The 14,369-nt window shown below is 71.3% G+C and carries 10 protein-coding genes; 3 read left to right on the top strand and 7 right to left on the bottom strand.

Annotated features, from left to right (window positions below):
• Positions 1–435 precede the first annotated feature (435 nt).
• A complete protein-coding gene (locus AB0F29_RS34025) occupies positions 436–2,964 on the top strand; it encodes an ATP-dependent Clp protease ATP-binding subunit (protein ID WP_361880493.1) in 2,529 nt (842 codons plus the stop codon).
• An 86-nt stretch (positions 2,965–3,050) separates the two neighbouring features.
• On the opposite strand, the gene AB0F29_RS34020 is transcribed toward AB0F29_RS34025, so the two are convergent.
• The gene (locus tag AB0F29_RS34020) at positions 3,051–6,332 is read right to left on the bottom strand and encodes an NACHT domain-containing protein (RefSeq protein WP_361880490.1); all 3,282 of its coding nucleotides are present in this window, start codon (positions 6,330–6,332) and stop codon (positions 3,051–3,053) included.
• Positions 6,329–6,715: a trypco2 family protein gene (locus AB0F29_RS34015; RefSeq protein WP_361880487.1), complete on the bottom strand. Its 387-nt coding sequence runs from the start codon at positions 6,713–6,715 to the stop codon at positions 6,329–6,331. The genes AB0F29_RS34020 and AB0F29_RS34015 overlap by 4 nt, the downstream gene beginning before the upstream one ends.
• 456 nt (positions 6,716–7,171) lie before the next feature.
• Here AB0F29_RS34015 and AB0F29_RS34010 point away from each other — a divergent pair, with 456 nt between their 5' ends.
• Positions 7,172–7,876 carry a M23 family metallopeptidase gene (locus AB0F29_RS34010; RefSeq protein WP_361880484.1) on the top strand — a complete coding sequence of 235 codons (705 nt, stop codon included), beginning with the start codon at positions 7,172–7,174 and terminating at the stop codon, positions 7,874–7,876.
• Positions 7,877–8,133: 257 nt separating this feature from the next.
• On the opposite strand, the gene cseC is transcribed toward AB0F29_RS34010, so the two are convergent.
• From cseC to AB0F29_RS33985, 5 genes are all read right to left on the bottom strand, one after another.
• The gene (cseC, locus tag AB0F29_RS34005; protein WP_361880481.1) at positions 8,134–9,471 is read right to left on the bottom strand and encodes a two-component system sensor histidine kinase CseC; all 1,338 of its coding nucleotides are present in this window, start codon (positions 9,469–9,471) and stop codon (positions 8,134–8,136) included.
• A 55-nt stretch (positions 9,472–9,526) separates the two neighbouring features.
• Positions 9,527–10,240: a two-component system response regulator CseB gene (gene cseB, locus AB0F29_RS34000; RefSeq protein WP_018959698.1), complete on the bottom strand. Its 714-nt coding sequence runs from the start codon at positions 10,238–10,240 to the stop codon at positions 9,527–9,529.
• Positions 10,241–10,304: 64 nt separating this feature from the next.
• Complete coding sequence (locus tag AB0F29_RS33995) at positions 10,305–10,982, bottom strand: hypothetical protein (RefSeq protein WP_361880477.1); 678 nt, start codon at positions 10,980–10,982, stop codon at positions 10,305–10,307.
• A 230-nt stretch (positions 10,983–11,212) separates the two neighbouring features.
• Entirely contained in the window at positions 11,213–11,884 is a 672-nt protein-coding gene (locus AB0F29_RS33990; RefSeq protein WP_361880474.1) for a SigE family RNA polymerase sigma factor, read from the bottom strand.
• A 352-nt stretch (positions 11,885–12,236) separates the two neighbouring features.
• Positions 12,237–13,142: an A/G-specific adenine glycosylase gene (locus AB0F29_RS33985; protein ID WP_026290844.1), complete on the bottom strand. Its 906-nt coding sequence runs from the start codon at positions 13,140–13,142 to the stop codon at positions 12,237–12,239.
• A 292-nt stretch (positions 13,143–13,434) separates the two neighbouring features.
• Between AB0F29_RS33985 and AB0F29_RS33980 the strand changes: the two genes are divergently transcribed.
• Positions 13,435–14,181, top strand: coding sequence for a hypothetical protein (locus AB0F29_RS33980; RefSeq protein ID WP_361880737.1), 747 nt, complete (start codon positions 13,435–13,437; stop codon positions 14,179–14,181).
• The last annotated feature ends 188 nt before the right edge of the window (positions 14,182–14,369 follow it).

Raw genomic sequence — 14,369 nt, 5'->3', positions numbered from 1 at the left:
GCACCGCCTCCGGGGTTACGCAGGGTTTCCGCGACATCACGTTCAGTCCTGGCTGTGGGGGCGCGCGAGAGCATTCAGCAGCGCAAGGATGTTCGCCCGTAGCGGAGGGAACCGAGGCGCGCCGCATGGACTGTCAGTGATTGCGGGTAAGACTTTCCTAGTGGGAAGGGGCGACACGCTGGCCGAGGCGTCTCACGTTCGCCATCGGCGTACTGGCGAAAGGGGTATCTGCCTGGCCTGCGGGAACATCGTCTCGCACCATCGGGTTGGAGCAGTTGTCAGCTGTTCGGCAGTAAGAATCCCCGCCCGGCGCGGGGTGATCCGGACGGATGTCGGCAGTTGGAATGAGCTGTCCCGTCCTGCGGGACTAGCATGCGGAAGGACTGGGAGGGGACCGACCCCTCACTGACCGACCGCTCTGAGGAGCGATTAACGATGTTCGAGAGGTTCACCGACCGCGCGCGGCGGGTTGTCGTCCTGGCTCAGGAAGAAGCCCGGATGCTCAACCACAACTACATCGGCACCGAGCACATCCTCCTGGGCCTGATCCATGAGGGTGAGGGTGTCGCCGCTAAGGCCCTGGAGAGCCTCGGGATTTCGCTCGAGGCGGTCCGCCAGCAGGTGGAGGAGATCATCGGGCAGGGGCAGCAGGCTCCTTCCGGGCACATCCCCTTCACCCCGCGAGCCAAGAAGGTCCTGGAGCTGTCGCTCCGCGAGGCTCTTCAGCTGGGCCACAACTACATCGGCACCGAGCACATCCTGCTCGGCCTGATCCGCGAGGGCGAGGGCGTCGCCGCCCAGGTCCTCGTGAAGCTGGGCGCCGACCTGAACCGGGTCCGGCAGCAGGTCATCCAGCTGCTTTCCGGGTATTCGGGCGGCAAGGAGGCGGCCACCGCAGGCGGTCCCGCCGAGGGCACGCCCTCCACGTCCCTGGTGCTCGACCAGTTCGGCCGGAATCTCACCCAGGCCGCTCGTGAGTCCAAGCTCGACCCGGTCATCGGGCGCGAGAAGGAGATCGAGCGGGTCATGCAGGTGCTGTCCCGCCGGACCAAGAACAACCCGGTCCTCATCGGCGAGCCCGGCGTCGGCAAGACGGCGGTCGTCGAGGGCCTGGCCCAGGCGATCGTCAAGGGCGAGGTGCCCGAGACCCTCAAGGACAAGCACCTCTACACCCTGGACCTCGGCGCCCTGGTCGCCGGCTCCCGGTACCGGGGTGACTTCGAGGAGCGCCTGAAGAAGGTCCTCAAGGAGATCCGCACCCGCGGCGACATCATCCTGTTCATCGACGAGCTCCACACGCTCGTCGGTGCGGGTGCCGCGGAAGGCGCCATCGACGCGGCTTCGATCCTGAAGCCCATGCTGGCGCGCGGTGAGCTCCAGACCATCGGCGCCACCACGCTCGACGAGTACCGCAAGCACCTGGAGAAGGACGCCGCTCTCGAGCGCCGCTTCCAGCCCATCCAGGTCGCGGAGCCGTCGCTGCCGCACACCATCGAGATCCTCAAGGGTCTGCGCGACCGTTACGAGGCCCACCACCGGGTCTCCATCACGGACGAGGCGCTGGTCCAGGCCGCGACCCTGGCCGACCGGTACATCTCGGACCGCTTCCTGCCGGACAAGGCGATCGACCTGATCGACGAGGCCGGCTCCCGCATGCGCATCCGCCGGATGACCGCGCCGCCGGACCTCCGCGAGTTCGACGAGAAGATCGCGGGCGTCCGCCGCGACAAGGAGTCGGCCATCGACTCCCAGGACTTCGAGAAGGCGGCTTCCCTCCGCGACAAGGAGAAGCAGCTGCTGGCGGCGAAGGCCAAGCGGGAGAAGGAGTGGAAGGCCGGCGACATGGACGTCGTCGCCGAGGTCGACGGCGAGCTCATCGCCGAAGTCCTGGCCACGGCCACCGGAATCCCGGTCTTCAAGCTGACGGAGGAGGAGTCCTCCCGTCTGCTGCGCATGGAGGACGAGCTCCACAAGCGCGTCATCGGGCAGAAGGACGCCATCAAGGCCCTTTCGCAGGCGATCCGCCGTACGCGAGCCGGTCTGAAGGACCCGAAGCGCCCCGGTGGCTCGTTCATCTTCGCCGGCCCGTCCGGTGTCGGTAAGACCGAGCTCTCCAAGACGCTCGCCGAATTCCTCTTCGGCGACGAGGACGCGCTGATCTCCCTCGACATGTCGGAGTTCAGCGAGAAGCACACGGTTTCCCGTCTCTTCGGTTCGCCCCCCGGCTACGTGGGCTACGAGGAGGGCGGGCAGCTCACCGAGAAGGTGCGCCGCAAGCCGTTCTCCGTCGTCCTCTTCGACGAGGTCGAGAAGGCCCACCCCGATATCTTCAATTCCCTGCTCCAGATTCTGGAGGACGGTCGCCTGACCGACTCCCAGGGTCGGGTCGTGGACTTCAAGAACACGGTCATCATCATGACGACCAACCTCGGGACCAGGGACATCTCGAAGGGCTTCAACCTGGGATTCGCCGCCCAGGGCGACGTCAAGACGAACTACGAGCGGATGAAGACCAAGGTCAACGAGGAGCTCAAGCAGCACTTCCGGCCGGAATTCCTCAACCGTGTCGACGACACCGTCGTCTTCCACCAGCTGACCGAGGAAGACATCATCCAGATCGTCGACCTCATGCTCGCCAAGGTCGACGAGCGCCTCCGGGACCGCGACATGGGCATCGAGCTCAGCGGCGAGGCCAAGATGCTGCTCGCGAAGAAGGGCTACGACCCCGTGATGGGCGCCCGGCCGCTGCGCCGGACGATCCAGCGTCAGATCGAGGACATCCTCTCCGAGAAGATCCTCTTCGGTGAGCTGCGTCCCGGTCACATCGTGGTCGTGGGCACCGAGGGCGAGGGTGACGAGAAGACGTTCACCTTCCGCGGCGAGGAGAAGTCGGCTCTGCCCGACGCCCCGCCGATCGAGCAGGCGGCAGGCGGCGCCGGCCCGAACCTCACGAAGGACGCGTGACGCGCGCCTAGGGCGTGAGCCCGAGCGTGTGTGAAGGGGCTGCCCCGGAACCGGTATCCGTACCGGTCCGGGGCAGCCCCTTCGCGTCAGACATGGATGCTGAGCCGGTCTCCCAGCGCGTCGCCGCCCACCAGGGGCGTGCCAACGCGTCCGTAGACGTTCACCCGTAGACCGGTCCAGGAGAGCAAGGGCGTGAGGTCCAGTTCCGCTGTGCCCACCGGAACGTTCAGCGTCAGCGTGGTGAGTCCGGGAAAGAGCCGGTGCAATAGGTCCACCTGCTCGGCGTCCCGGACGGTATCGACCTCAAGCGTCTTGACCGAGGGGACCGGTTCGAGAGCGGCCGACGCCGGAAAGGGGAACGGCCGGAGCTCGAGCAGGGTGATGCGGGGGTTCGCGCGGAGTTCGGCCAGTACGTCGCCGAGGGACGCGACCTCCGAGACACGCAGCGCGGTGAGTGACTTCCAGGCCCCGAGCCCCCGCACGGACAGGGGCTGGTCACTGCGGATCCAGAGCTGCGTCAGGCCCGGGAGGATGGGCAGCTCGTCCCACTCGGCCGGGTCGAATCCGACGACATTCAGGTAGGTGAGGCCGGGCATGCCGGCCACGGGAGCGAGGAGACCGGCCGATCGCTGTCCCAGGTCCACCCCGAGCTCGGTGAGGGAAGGCAGCGCGCCGAGCGGCGTCAGGTCCTCGATCGCAGGACATTGGCCGAGACTGAGATGGCGAAGCGTGTCCGCCTGGGAGTCCAGCAGGGAGATGTCCGCGAACAGGGTGTTTCCGTGGAGGCGCAGATGCCTCAGACGGGTCTCGGCCAGGGCAGTGCGCAACTCGTCATCGGTCAGATCACCGAACAGGACGAGTTGTTCCAGGGACGGCAGGTGGCGCAGGGCGTCGAGCCGGCCCCGGTCGACGAGGACGATGCGCTTCGAGAGGTCGAGAGGGGCGAGCACCTCACGGGCGTAGGCCTCCGGTGGAAAGGTGCTCCACAGCACGGCCAAGTCGCTGAACAGCGCGGGGTGCGCGGTAAGCCATGCGCGGACGTGCCGGATGGCCTCGGCACCGCCGATTCTGCGGAGCAGGAGGGATACGTGATGGGCGCCCGGGCTGTCCGTCGGCACGCTCTCCGGGTCCGGCAGGTGGTCCAGCGCCGCCGCCCCGAGCCGGGACAGGACGGCTGCCTGGTCCGCGTCGGCGGGCGGGAACAGCGACGCCGTGTTGTGGCGGACCCGGTCCCGTACCGAGCCGTCCAGCCAGGTCGCATGCTGCTCGCACAGCGCCGCGAGGACATGGAGGGCGCTCCGCTCGGCGGAGCCCTCCGCGTGCTTCAGCCCCGCGTCCAGCAACCCGTCCACCAGCACCGCGAGTTCGCGCCTGCCGCAATGCCCCGCCGCCAGCAGGATCACGTCCTGCCAGGACTCCTCGTCCGCGTGCCGCAGCAGCTCGTTGAGGTGCTCGTCCTCGATCAGCTCCTTCGCGGCCAGGTAGTCCTGGAAGGTGCGGTGGATGAACTGGTAGGTGTCGTCGGTGCGTTCCTGAAGCAGACCGCTGCGGTTGAGCAGGTGGGTGAGGATCTTCTCGGGCGGGCCCTGGGCCCTGACCCGGCCCATCCCCGCCAGCGCACGCCCGAGTTGGCGCAGCGCCTGGCCCCGGGTGAACTCCGACTGGCCCTCTCGGACCAGCCACACCGCGATGCGCTGGAGCAGTTGGGTGTGCTCCTCCACCTCCAGCTCGACGCCCTCGGGCCCCCCGATCCGGCGGCGGCGGTCGCGGTGGCCCAGCAGCATCTCCAGCGCCGAGCGGTACAGCTTCCAGCGGGTCTCCGGGAGGAAGCCGTCGCGGCGGCGGTGCAGGGCGCAGATCACCGCGCAGAGCAGCGGCGTACGGGCCAGGTCACGGAGCGTGGCGTTCTGGTCGAACTGGCGGGACAGGTCGCCTTCGAGTTCGTTCAGCCGGTCGTGGTCGTCCGGCTCGGACAGCAGGGCCGCCCGGTGCCAGGAGACCACGAACGCCTGGATGTCCTCGTTGCTCATCGGTAGCAGCCGTAACTCCGCGAAGCCTTCCGAGCGCAGCCAGTCCGGCTCGACGGCGAGCGGCCGTACCGTCGCGACGCACCGGGTGTCCGGGTAGCGGGCCAGCAGCTGCGTGAGCCAGGTGTGCGTCTGCTCGCGCTCCTCCGGCGGCACCTCGTCCAGCCCGTCCACCAGGAGCAGCGCCCGCCCCGACTCCAGGACCCGGCCCGCCCAGCCCTCCGGCGCCCCGTCGACCACCAGTCCCGCCGCACCCGACAGCTCGGCCGGGCTCGGGAACGTCGCCCCGCGGGCCCGGAGGGTGCGCAGGGGCACCACGAAGGGGACCAGCCCGTTGAGCGGGGCCAGGTCGTCGTCGAGGGTGCGGGCCGAGGCGTGGGCGGCAAGCCACCACAGCAGCGTCGTCTTGCCCGCGCCCGCCTCGCCGCGCAGCAGGACCCGGGGCCGGTCGGCGAGGAGGGTGTGGACGCGTTGGGGGAGGGGCGGGGCGTGGGCCGCGGGGGGCCCGGGAGCGGCCCGGTCATGCGCCTGGGCCTGGGCCTCCAGGCTGAGGTAGGCGGTGTCCAGGTCCCACTCGGCGTCGTGCCGGCTCAGCTCGTCCAGGCCGAAGATCTTCGTGCGGCGGTAGGCGACGCCGAGAGCCTGCGCGTACTCCGCCTCGTACCGCAGGTCTCTCGGGAAGTTGCCGTGGACGCGTTCCTCGCGCAGCAGGGCGCCGGCCCTGCGGTAGGCCTGAAGGAAGCGCTCCGCCGCGAGGACCGGGCCGAGCGGTACGCACTCGACGCGGCGGCCCCCGCGCTGCTGCGGAACCCGGCGGGCGAGGCCCAGGAGGATGTCCCCGGCGAAGACAGGGCCGCCGGAGAGTCCGGACAGGGCCGGGGACTCGTCGTCCGGGCGGACGGCGGGCGGGCTGTCCAGGTCGCAGACCAGCAGGTCACGCACGCGGCCCGCCATGGGCAGGACGGTCACCGTGTACTGGTCCACCTCCAGGTTCCTGCGGCGGACGCCACCGTAGCGCTGCACACGCGGGAAGCCGGTGATCTCGCACCCCGGGATCGCCTCGCGGGTGTCCAGCACGCCGAGCCGCGCCGGGGGGATCGGCTGCACCGGCTCGGTGGCCTCCAGCAGGGCCACGTCCAGCCGGTAGTCGATCCAGGTGACGGTGGCCCGTATCCGGTCCGGGAGCGCGGGGTGGGCGATGAGGACGGAGCCGGACTTGACCACATGGGCGCAGGTCAGGACCAGCCGGTCGGTGAGCAGAACGCCGCTGCCCTGGAGGTCGCCGGAGACGACCACCGTGCGGTCGGCGAAATGGGTGACGGTGGTGTGCGGCGCACTCACGGGCGCCCCGCCCCGTCACCGAACCCCGCCGTCGACCCGTCGTCCTCCGTCCCGATCTCCCACGCCTCGCCCGTGGCGGCGTTGCGCGGGGTCAGGGTGAAGGCCACCTTGTGCGTGCGGCCCGTGGTGCGGGCGGCGTCCGCGCCCGCCTCGGCCACCCACGCCTTCACCTTGCCGCCCGCCCTGGCCTCCCGGCGGAGTTCGAGGGTGAACTCCATCTGAATGTCGCCGACCGCGAACGAGACCGGGTGGTCCGTGGCCCGGGTCGCCGCGTCGATGAGCTGGTTGCGGATGGACGCGACGGCATCGGCGAGCTCGATGCCGTCCAGCGCGTGGGTTTCCAGCGCGTGGGTGTCCGGTGCATGGGTGTTCTCGGCCGTCATGGGGTCCCCCCGGGGTGCGGTGCCGCTTTCCCGTCAGCGTAGTGAAGTAGCAGGCCGAAGGTCCCGAATCGGAAGGACCTAGGTCCCACCGGCGGTGACAAGGCGCACAGGCCGAAACAGGCCTACTACCCGGGCTAGGGGAAAGGGCCGTGAGCGGCCGCAGGACCTTCGGCCCGGCCTCGGCGGGCCCTTTCGAGGTTCTGGGCGGTACGGCCTTTTCGCGGCGCCATGTCCGGAAAAGTACTCATGGAGCAGGTGTTAAACGCTTCCGTGCGAAGGATTTCGAGGCCCGCGTCGACTCCCCGCAAAGGGACAAGCGCGACGAATTCCCCCAGCCCTCTCTACGGCTTTTCTTCGTAGATGGGGTGTTTGAGCACCGGCAGGGGTGCGGGTTACCAAGGTGGAGCAAGCCCGGACAGCACGCCGGGTCCACTCACCTTCGGAGGACTTCCTCGTATGAAGCGCGCAACGAACCAGCACACCATCCGCCCGTCCGCCTTCCGCGTCCGTGGCGCCGTCCTGGCCGCCGGCCTGGGAGCGTCCGTGGTGCTGGGTGCCGGAACGGCGTTCGCCTCCGGCGGCACCGAGGCCGCCGCGGCTCCCCTGGCCGCGGGCACGACCGCCAACTCCGTCGCCGCGCAGGCGACCGCGCAGGGCAAGGCCGCCGAGGCGGCCGCGAAGAAGGCCTCCGACGCGAAGAAGAAGGCCGAGGACAAGAAGAAGGCCGCGAAGAAGAACGCCGCCTCCTGGAAGTCGCCGGTCAAGAAGTACACGCTGAGCGCCAGCTACGGCACCGGCGGCGCCCGCTGGGCCGCCAAGCACTCCGGCCAGGACTTCGCCGTGCCGGTCGGCACCACGGTCACGGCCGTCCACAAGGGCACCGTCGTGAAGGCCGGCCCGAACGGCGCCGGCGACGGCCCCGCGTACGGCAACGCCGTCGTGATCAAGCACTCCAACGGCAAGTACTCGCAGTACGCGCACCTGTCGACGGTCAACGTGAAGGTCGGCGAGACCGTGAAGACGGGCGAGAAGATCGCCCTGTCCGGCAACACCGGAAACTCCAGCGGCCCGCACCTGCACTTCGAGATCCGCACCAGCCCGAACTACGGCTCGGCGCTGAACCCGGCCGCGTTCCTCCGCTCGGTGCACGTCTCCATCTGATCCGGCCGGCGTAACCGCGCGGCCGCGCCGGAGCCCTGTGCCCGGCGGACGCGCAGCACAACCGAAAAGAGTCAGTGGACCCGTTACACCCCGGTACCCGGGGCGTGCGCCCGGGCCACCCGTCCGACGGCGACGTCGAGGACAGCCTCACGGCTCACTCCTCGGGGTCGCCGTCGGCGTTCCACCACACGGCCCACCGTCCCCCACCACCGTCCACCGTCCACGATCCACGGTGCACGGTGCACCGTGCGTCCGGCTCAGTCCGACGCCGGCCGCTGGTCCGCCATCCGCAGCACCGGGAAGCTTCCGGTGACCGTCGGCGCGTGCTCCGGCAGCCAGAGCACCGCGATCGCCCCGCCCGTGCCCTCCGCCGCGCCCGAGGGCGCCGCGTTGCGGAAGGTCAGCCGGGCCCCCAGCACCCTCGCCTGGCCCGCCGCGATCGTCAGGCCGAGGCCGTGCCCGTGTCCGGCCCGGTCCATGCTTCCGGTACGGAACCGGCTCGGCCCGTCCCGCAGCAGCTCCTCAGGGAATCCCGGACCGTGGTCGCGGACCCGCACCACCCGGCCCTCGACCGTGACCTCCACCGGGGTCGAGCCGTGCTTGGCGGCGTTCCCCAGCAGATTGCCGAGGATGCGCTCCAGCCGGCGCGGATCGGTGGACACCCACGACTCGTGCACCACCCGCACGGTCACCTCGGGGTTCAGCAGGCCTATCCGGCGGCTGACGAACTCGCCGAGCGGCAGCTCCTGGAGCTCCGCCCGCTCCGATGCGCTGTCCAGGCGGGCCACCTCCAGCACGTCCTCGACCAGCGTCCGCATCGCCTGCGCGCGGTCCCGTACCAGCTCGGTGGGGCGGCCCGGCGGCAGCAGCTCGGCCGCCGTGAGCAGCCCGGTCACCGGGGTACGCAGCTCATGGGCGATGTCCGCGGTGACCCGGCGCTCCGCCTCGATGCGCTCGTTCAGCGCGTCGGTCAGCGCGTCGACCGCCCGCGCCAGCTCGTCGGTCTCGTCGCGGACGACCCCGCCGACGGCCTCCCTGACCCGTACGTCCGTCTGCCCCTCGGCGACCCGGCCCGCCGCTGCCGCCGCCTTGCGCAGCCGGCGCGAGAGCTGGCCGCCGATGAGGACCCCGAGCGCGCAGCCGCCGAAGACCACCGAGACCGAGCCGATGATCAGGGCCCGGTCCAGGTCGTCCATGATCGTGGCGGAGCGGTCCGCGAACCGGGAGTGCAGCGAGAGCACGTCCCCACCGGCCAGCGGAACAGCCGCCCAGACCTCGGGGACCCCGTCGGAGCCCTGCGTCACGTGAGTGGCCCGGCGGTTCTTGCGGACCTCGTCGCGCAGGCTCGGCGGGATCGTCGGGTCGTTGAGCTTCGCCCCGAACTTCGGCCCGCCCTTCTGCATGCTCGTCGCCTCGTAGAACCGCTGGGCGCCCAGCAGCCGCTCCAGCTGTACCTCACGGGCGTTCTCGATCATCGAGACGCGGGCCGCGTTGTGCACCACGAGGCTCAGCGCCACCGCGACGAGCGCGCCCACCGCCGCGATGGCGATGCTGATCTTCCAGCGGACCCCGGTCCGCAGGGCCAGTCGCTTCATGCGCGCCCCACCGGTCGCTCCGTCCCCACCGGTCGCTCCGTCCGCGCGGGCCGCTTCATCCGCGCAGCTTGTAGCCGAAGCCGCGGACCGTGTCGATCCGGTCCTGGCCGATCTTGGTGCGCAGCCGCTGGACGTGGACGTCCACGACCCGGGTGTCCCCGCCCCAGCCGTAGTCCCAGACCCGCTCCAGGAGCTTGTCGCGGGACAGGACGGTGCCCGGCGCGGACGAGAACTCCAGCAGCAGCCGCATCTCGGTGGGTGTCAGCGCCACCTGCTCACCGGCGCGCCGCACCTCCATGCCGTCCGTGTCGACCTCCAGATCGCCGAAGACCAGCACTCCGCCGAACGTCTCGGCCTCCCCCTCCGCACCGCCCTGGCCCAGCCCGTCCGGCCCGGCCGCGTGGCCGAAGCGGCGCAGCACCGCCCGGATGCGGGCCACCAGGACCGCTCCGTCGAAGGGCTTGGTGACGTAGTCGTCCGCCCCGGCCTCCAGACCCAGCACCACGTCGATCGAGTCGGCCCGCGCGGAGAGCATGATCACCGGGACGGTCGACTCGTCCCGGATGCGGCGGCACAGGCTCACCCCGTCAAGACCCGGCACCATCACGTCGAGCAGGGCGATGTCCGGCCGGTCGGCGCGGAACGCCTCCAGACCGGAGAGCCCGTCGGGCATCGCGGTGACCGTGAAGCCGACCCGCTCCAGGGCGAGCTGGGTGGCCTCGCGGATCACGTCGTCGTCCTCGACGAAGAGGACGTGGGTCTCGGCCATGGGGCTGCTTCTCGCTTTCCGTTCCCGCCCGGTTGCACCGGCACGGCTTCGTGCCTGCCCGGTCTCAATTCCTGTCCTGCTCCACCGGCGCCTCCGACGGAACCGGTTCCACCGGGTCCACCGGCTCCGACTGCACCGGCAGCTCGCCGTCCGTGCCCTCGACGGCACGGCTGAAGTCGTTGTGCACCCGGTCGTGCTCGGTGAAGCGGTCGCTCGCCCAACGGTAGGTGACCACCTCCGAGCCGGACGGGTACGCCAGCGGATCCTTCGACCCGTAGACCTGGGTCGTCACCACCAGGTCGCCCCGGTCGATCGTCCCGTAGACGGCGGGGACCTCGGCCGCGAAGACGTTCTCGTACGAGCCGTCGCCGTCCGCCCGGTACACATACGTTCCGACGCCGACCGAGTCGGCGCAGCTCATCACGTTGACCACCACGTCGGCGGCCCGGCCGCCCGTCAACGACCCGTAGGAGGTGTCGACCGGATAGGCCTTGCCCGCGCAGGGCTTGAGCCCGTCCCTGACCTGCTCGCCCACCTTGGGGTCGCCCTTGAGCAGCCGTACGGCGTCGACCCGCCTGACGGGCGGGGTCGTGCCGGAAGGGCTGGCCTGGGGGGTGATCTGGGCGACCGGCTGACTGCCGGCGGGGCCCTCGTCCCGGGTGCCGGTCCCGCCCGTGGAGCAGCCGACGCCGAACAGCCCGAAGGCGACGAGTCCGGCCAAGGCCGTGCCACTCGCCGCCATACCGCTCCGCAACCCCCGGTTCCGGCCCGGTCTCCCCGGATCGTCGCCGTCGTCCGAGCCCCCGGAACCACTCACGGACGAACCACTCGGGGGGCATCTGGTGAAGGAGGAACCACTCAGGGAGGAGTTGGAGGAGTTGTTCGAGGAGGAATCACTCGACGCAGGGCCCCTCCTGGAAACGCTGCCCAAGGAATCGTCCCCGAAGCCGCCCCCGCCGCCGCTGCTGCCACTCAGGCCGCGCACCGCTCCATCCCCCGCTCGTCGTGACGCCCGTTGCGCTGCGCCGGTGTGTGTGCCCTCGCCCCCGGCACCGTCGTGACGGGCGACCGCTGGGCGGGGACACGGGCGGAGGCGACCGGCACCGCGCTCCGGTGGGCCCCGGTCTCCCGGGCGACCGCCTCGCGGCTGACCAGATCGCGGCTCTCCAGCTCCTGGCGCAGTCGTGCCAGGGCCCGGTGCAGCGTGCTCTTGACCGTACCGGCCGACATGCCGAGCGCCGCGGCCGTCTCCTCCGTGCTCATCTGCTCCCAGTGTCGCAGCACGACGACGCTGCGCTGCTTGGGAGCCAGAATGCCCAGAATGTCCATCAGGAGGGCGCGGTCGGCGCGCTGCTCGCTGCCGTCGTCGACACTCGCGTCGGGCAGCTGCTCGGTAGGGACCTCTTCGAGCTTGCGCGCCCGCCACCACTCGGTACGGGTGTTGATCATGACGCGGCGCAGGTAGGCGTCGGCCAGCGACTTGTCGGCGATGCCGTCCCAGCGGCCGTAGGTGCGCACCAGGGCGGTCTGCAGCAGGTCCTGGGCATCCACAGGGTCGGGAACCAGACGGCGCGCGCTGCGCAGCAGCGCCTCCTGCCGTGTGCGTACGTAGTCCTCAAATGCGAGCACCTCGCCCTGCGCCATGACAACCGCCTCCGTCCCCGAACATCCCCGTGTCACCGCCGGGCCGCGGGTGTTCCGCGCGGTCCGGCCGTCCTGCTGTCGGAGACGCTACGGAGGCGTTGTCACGGCGATGTGCGGAGCAGCCGTAGGCCGGTGCACGGCTGCCCATCGGTTGTGTAACAGTGCAGGAGAGGACGTTTCCGCGGACCGGGGCCAGGGGGCCGGGGCCCGCGGATCACGGGCTACGGATCACGCTACGGATCACGGGCCAGGCACCGCGCACAGCGCCCCGTGCCCCGCGGATTACGGATCACGGATTACGGATCACGGATTACGGATCAGGCCCGGGGGCCCGGTGCGGCGGGCCCGGGGATCAGGTCAGCGGCAGCCGGTACCGGCCGTCGGCCAGCGGCTCGACCAGTCCGTCGGCCACCAGCCCGTCCAGCGCGCGGGCCCGCTGCACCGGCTCCTCCCACACCGCGTCCAGCGCGGCCTGGGCCACGGGGCTCACCGAGTCCCGCAACACCGCCAGCAGCCGCCCGCGCACCTGGCGGTCGGTGCCGGCGTACGTCTGGCCCTTGCGCGGCGGACCCTGGTGCGCGGGCTTCCCGGCCAGCCGCCAGGCGCACCGCGAGGCGATCGGGCACCGGTCGCAGTCCTCGTTGCGCGCGGTGCACACGAGGGCGCCCAGCTCCATCGTGGCCGCCGCCCAGCGCGCCGCCCGTTCGTCCTCCTCGGGCAGCAGCGCCCGCGCGAGCTTGCGCTCGGCGGCCGTGGTGGCGTTCGGCGGGTACTGGACCCCGGACGCGGCGCGGGCGAACACCCGGCGGACGTTCGTGTCGAGCACCGCGTGCCGCTGTCCGTACGCGAACGAGGCCACGGCCGCCGCCGTGTACTCGCCGATCCCGGGCAGCGCCAGCAGCTGGGCGTGCTCGCTCGGCACATCGCCGCCGTGCCGTTCCGTTATTGCCTGCGCGGCCCCGTGCAGGCGCAGCGCACGGCGCGGGTAGCCGAGCCGGCCCCAGGCGCGGACCGCCTCCCCGGGCGCCTCGGCGGCCAGATCGGCGGGGCGGGGCCAGCGGGCGAGCCACTGTTCGTACACCGGGAGGACCCGGCTCACCGGGGTCTGCTGCAGCATGAACTCGCTGACCATCACCGACCAGGCGCCCGCTTCGGGGCGGCGCCAGGGCAGATCGCGGGCATGCTGCTCGAACCACCCGATGACGGGGGCGTGGAGGGAGGCGGCGGGGGGCGTCTGTGTCGAAGTCATGGCAGTCATCGCACGGACGATCCTGGCACGGAAGAGGGTGCGGCGGTCACGGGCGGGGGAGTGTCGGCCCACGCGGCGGCCCAGGGGGTGACAACGCCACCCGTTCTGTCCCCTGTGACCGGATCCCCGTGATGATGATCGGCAAAACTTGCTGCCGGAGCGGCGGGTGGGGCCGGAGCGGGCCCGGATCTCTCGTAGAGTTCGGGACGTGGGATCTATGCGCAATCCGGTCGGTCCGCTTCCCTCCAGCATCTACTGGCGACGGAGGGCGGTAGCGGGACTTCTGGTTGCGCTGCTCGCCGTGTTGATCGCCTGGGGCGTGACGTCCGGAGGCGGTGGGGGAAACCGGAACGACGGCAAGTCCGGCGGCTCCGATCCGGTCGAGTCGATCACACCCGGGCCGTCGGGCTCCGGCCCCGCGATCAGCCAACAGCCGGGCGGCCGCGACGAGTCGGGTGCGGACGGCGGCTCCGGAGGCTCGGGCGGGCCGGGCGGCTCCGACGGTGGCGCGGGCGCGTCCTCCGGCGGCGCGGGCGACGGGGCCTCGTCCGACGGGGCGTCAACGGGCGGTGCGGACACGGCCGGTTCGGGTGCGGGCGGCGGCGGCACGGCCGGCCAGCAGGTCCCGGCCGGCTCCCCGCTCCCCGAGTGCAAGCCCGACGCGGTGCGGTTGAGCCTGCGGACGAAGGTCAGTTACGGCCCCGACGACAAGCCGAAGTTCGAACTGATCGCCAAGAACACCTCGTCGGCCGCCTGCAAGGCCGACCTCGGGCCGAAGAGCGCGATCCTCACGGTGACCGAGGCCGGCGGCGAGGACGACGATCCGATCTGGTCCTCGAAGGACTGCCCCGCCGCGGCCGGCCCGCTGTTCCTGAAGGTTCCGGCGGGCGCGACGGTGATCCACACGGTCGACTGGAACCGCACGCTGTCCGCCCCCGGCTGTGCGACCCCGCCGGCCGGCAAGGCCGGCCCGGGGACGTACCTCCTGGAGGCGAAGACCCCCGGTGAACCGGTCCAGCGAGCGTCTTTCGTCCTGGCGAAGGACTGACCGCGCCCTCCCAACCCAGCCTGTCCGGCGTTTGAGGACGGAACCGTCCAGGCGGGCGGGCGAGGCGCCTACGGGGTTGGGCGGGCCCGGCAAACCCAGCCTGTCCGGCGTTTGAGGACGGAACCGTCCAGGCGGGCGGGCGAGGCGCCTACGGGGTTGGGCGGGCCCGGCAAACCCAGCCTGTCCGG

It is taken from the genome of Streptomyces sp. NPDC026589 (assembly GCF_040638385.1).
Classification (GTDB): Bacteria; Actinomycetota; Actinomycetes; order Streptomycetales; family Streptomycetaceae; genus Streptomyces.
This window is presented reverse-complemented; position numbering and strand designations above follow the sequence as displayed.